Origin of the sequence: Kitasatospora sp. NPDC059599 (assembly GCF_042735125.1) — a bacterium.
In the GTDB taxonomy this organism is placed as follows: domain Bacteria; phylum Actinomycetota; class Actinomycetes; order Streptomycetales; family Streptomycetaceae; genus Kitasatospora.
The window spans coordinates 1-3,503 of record NZ_JBHWCL010000286.1; the positions used below are offsets into that span (position 1 = coordinate 1).

The following is a 3,503-nucleotide window of genomic DNA, read 5'->3' on the forward strand; positions in this document are numbered from 1 at the left end:
CCCCGGGCGCGGAAACAGGCGGAAGATCTTCGCCGCCCGGGAAAAGCCGCCCGGTTGCGCCCCCCAGCACGCCCGGCGCAGGCTGCCCGAGCCGGAAAGGGGAACCACCAACCCATCCGACAAACCAGGTCACACCACCCGGACACCCACCAGGACCCCTCTTCACCACTGACAAGACCCGGACACGACACCACGCACCCGACAAGCCGATCCGACAAAGGCTGCAGAAAGCCCCCCACCAGCTGCACAGCAGCAGCAGGCGACAACGGGTACAGGCGGTGGGGGGAACGGCGTTTCCACCCCCGGCTGTGCAGCAGTGGCGTACTTGGGCCGTGCCGTTGCGGCCTGCACGATGGTGGGGACCGGCCCGAAGACATCCATCGCCAGGGCAGTGGGTATGGCTCAGCGGTCCAGTTCGCGCACGGCCTCGATGTCGTCGAACGGTAGGGTCTGGGCCCCGATGATCTGGTAGCTCTCCGATCCCTTCCCCGCGATCAGGACGATGTCTCCGTGCGAGGCTGTAGCCAGGGCGTGTCCGATGGCCTGCCTGCGATCGGTGATCCGGTCGAAGGGGGTACCGGTAGGGATGATCCCCCGGGTGATCTGGTCGATGATCTCCTCGGGGTTCTCGCTGCGTGGGTTGTCCGAGGTGAGGACGCACAGATCCGAGTAGCGTCCGGCGATCTCGCCCATCGGCGCTCGCTTGCCTGGGTCCCGGTCACCACCGCAGCCGAAGACCGTGATCACACGACTGGTTGCGAACCCCCGGACGGTGGACAGGACGCTCTCCAGCGCGTCGGGGGAGTGTGCGTAGTCCACGATGACGGTCGCGCCGCGGCGGGTCCGGAGAGTCTGGAACCTTCCCGGGGCCGTGGGTAGGCCGTCGAGGGCGCGGGCCAGGGATGCGGGGTCGTGTCCCAGGACGGCACAGGTCGCCACGGCCGCCAGGGCGTTGGCGACGGCGAAACGGCCGGGGACGGGCAACTTCACGGGGTGCTCCAGGCCGGCGTGGTGGAGGGTGAACGACGTGCCGTCGGCCGTGACGGTCACGTCCGTCGCGCGGTAGTCGGCGGCCGGGTCGTCGAGTCCGTACGTGACGGCGCCGGCCGTCACGGCGGCGATCTCACGGCCCACCGGGTCGTCCGTGTTGACCACCGCGGAGCGTGCGATGCCGCGGAAGAGCCTGAGCTTGGCGTCCTTGTACGCGGCCATGCTGCCGTGGTCGTCCAGGTGGTCCGGAGTGAGGTTGGTGAACACGCCGACGTCAGTGAAGGTGTGTGCCACCCGGTGCTGGGCCAGGGCCATGGAGGACGCCTCCATGACGACGGTGCCGGCTCCGCGCTCACGCATCTCGCGAAGCAGGTGCTGGAGGTCGACGGCCTGGGGGGTGGTCGGGGTGGTGGTGGCGATGTCGACCGGTTCGTCGCCGATCCGGTGGCCTCCGGTGCCGATCACCCCGACGCGCGTGCCCGTGGCGGCGTGCAGGAGGGCCTCGATCGCGAACGCGACCGAGGTCTTCCCGTTGGTCCCGGTGATCGCGACCACGTCCAGTTCACGGCCGGGTTCGCCGAAGTAGCGGGAGGCGACGGCTGCGGCGGCTTCCCAGGTGTCGGCAACGCGGACCGCGCAGACGCCGGGCGGCAGTTCGAGGTCCGCCCGGTCGACCAGGAGAGCGGACGCCCCGTTCGCGACGGCCTGGCCGAGGTGTTGGTGGCCATCGGTCCGGCGGCCGGGCAGGGCGATGAACAACCGGCCCGGTCCGGCGCTACGCGAGTCGGTGGTGATGCCGCCGGTGATGTCGACCTGCGGGTCCCCCTGCAGGGTCGTGTGGTCGAGGCCGGCCAGTGCATCGATCAGTTTCACGTGGTTCTCCGATGTGAACAGAAGCTGGCGGGGCGGGCGGGCGCCGCAGGCGCACGCCCACCCCTCACTGGCAGCCTCTCAGTTCGTGTGACCGGTGCTGGGTGGGTAGGCACCCGGCCGGGTGCCTACCCACCCGGGGTCAGGCCTGGGATCCGAGCCAGGCCCGACCGATGGGGGCGATGTCGTTCGGGCCCACGGTGATCAGGGTGTCTCCCTCCCGCATCCCGTGCAGCGCGCCCAGGATGCTCTCCGTGTTGGGGGCCTCCTTCACGTCCGGGACGTACTGCACGTCGAGCCCGGCCATACGCAGCACCTTCAGGACGTGCTTCGGAGTCATCCCGAAGGTGTCCTTGTCCCGCCCGCGGAAGATTCCGGTGAGCACGATCCGGTCGTCGCGGGTGAAGGCGTCGGGGTAGTGCTGGAGCAGGTCCCGCACTCGGCTGTAGCTGTTCGGGCGCAGGACGACGGTGATACGCCCGGTGCCCGCCGCGCCTCGGAGCGCGGACATCGTGGCCTGCATCTCCTCGGGGGTGCAGGCCAGGTCGTCCCAGACGTTCACCCCGTAGCGCTTGCCCTGGAACTGCAGGCGGCGGGGTGCGCCGGTGAACGACTCGATCGGCTCGCGCATATCGTCGAGCGTCAGACCGTGCTGGTGGCCTGTGGCGATCACGGCCAGGGTGTTGGTGACGTTGTGCTTGCCCAGCAGGCCCGAGGCGATCTCCCCGAGCGACTCGCCCCGGTACAGGACCGCGAAGCGGGCGCGCCCGCCGTCCCAGCCGAGGATGACCGCCTGGTAATCGGCCTCCGGGGAGAACCCGAAGGTCACGCGTCGCAGGTCGCGGCCCTGGCCCAGGTTGCGGGTCCGGGGCTGGTCCGCCGAGGTGACGAGCAGGCCGCCCTGGCGGATGTTGCCGATGAAGGTGTCGAAGGCGTCGTACATGTCCTCCGGGTCCGGGAAGTAGTCGCCGTGGTCGCCGGGCACCATGTTGAGGACGACGGCCGTCCCGGGCCGGATGTGGTGGAAGGCCCGGTAGTACTCGCACGCCTCGGCGACGACGTACTTACCGCGGCCGTTGCGGTAGTTCGGGCTGTCCGGGGTCGTGGGGCTGCCCACCACGGTCGTCGGGTCGAGACCGACGCCGGTGAGCACTCGGTCGAAGAGCGTGGTCGTGGTGGTCTTGCCGGCCGTTCCGGAGACGGCGATGGACTCCTCGTACTGTGCCATCACCGACCCCAGGAGGTGGGCCCGGTCCGCGACGCGGATCCCGATCTCGCGGCCCCGCAGGACCTCCGGGTTGGTCAGGCCGACGGCGGCGAGCGATGCGACGATCACCGAGGTACCGACCCGGACGTTGGACGGGTCGTGGCCGATGGTCACCTCGATGCCCGCGTTGCGCAGGGCCTTGACGTTGCCGCTCTCGGCCGAGTCGGAGCCGATCACGGTGTAACCCTGCTCCCCGAGCAGGAACGCCAGGCTGCTCATGCCCACACCGCCGATGCCGACGAAGTAGATCGGACGGTCCTTGTCCAGCGCTTCAAGGTTGATCATGTGTTTCTCCCTGGTGGGTGGCCGGGAGGGGTGGCCGCCTGGTTGGCGGTCGGGGTTGGTGGGGCCCCTTTCCGGCGCGGGGCACCAGCGC

Annotated in this window: 2 protein-coding genes; both read right to left on the reverse strand. The window is 69.9% G+C overall.

Annotated elements, in window-relative coordinates; all coding sequences use genetic code 11:
* Positions 1-402 precede the first annotated feature (402 nt).
* Positions 403-1,863, reverse strand: a complete 1,461-nt coding sequence (locus ACFV04_RS43545) for a UDP-N-acetylmuramoyl-L-alanyl-D-glutamate--2,6-diaminopimelate ligase (protein WP_380536622.1) — start codon at positions 1,861-1,863, stop codon at positions 403-405.
* A gap of 139 nt (positions 1,864-2,002) precedes the next feature.
* Complete coding sequence (murC, locus tag ACFV04_RS43550; RefSeq protein ID WP_380536624.1) at positions 2,003-3,412, reverse strand: UDP-N-acetylmuramate--L-alanine ligase; 1,410 nt, start codon at positions 3,410-3,412, stop codon at positions 2,003-2,005.
* Between the last annotated feature and the right edge of the window lie 91 nt (positions 3,413-3,503).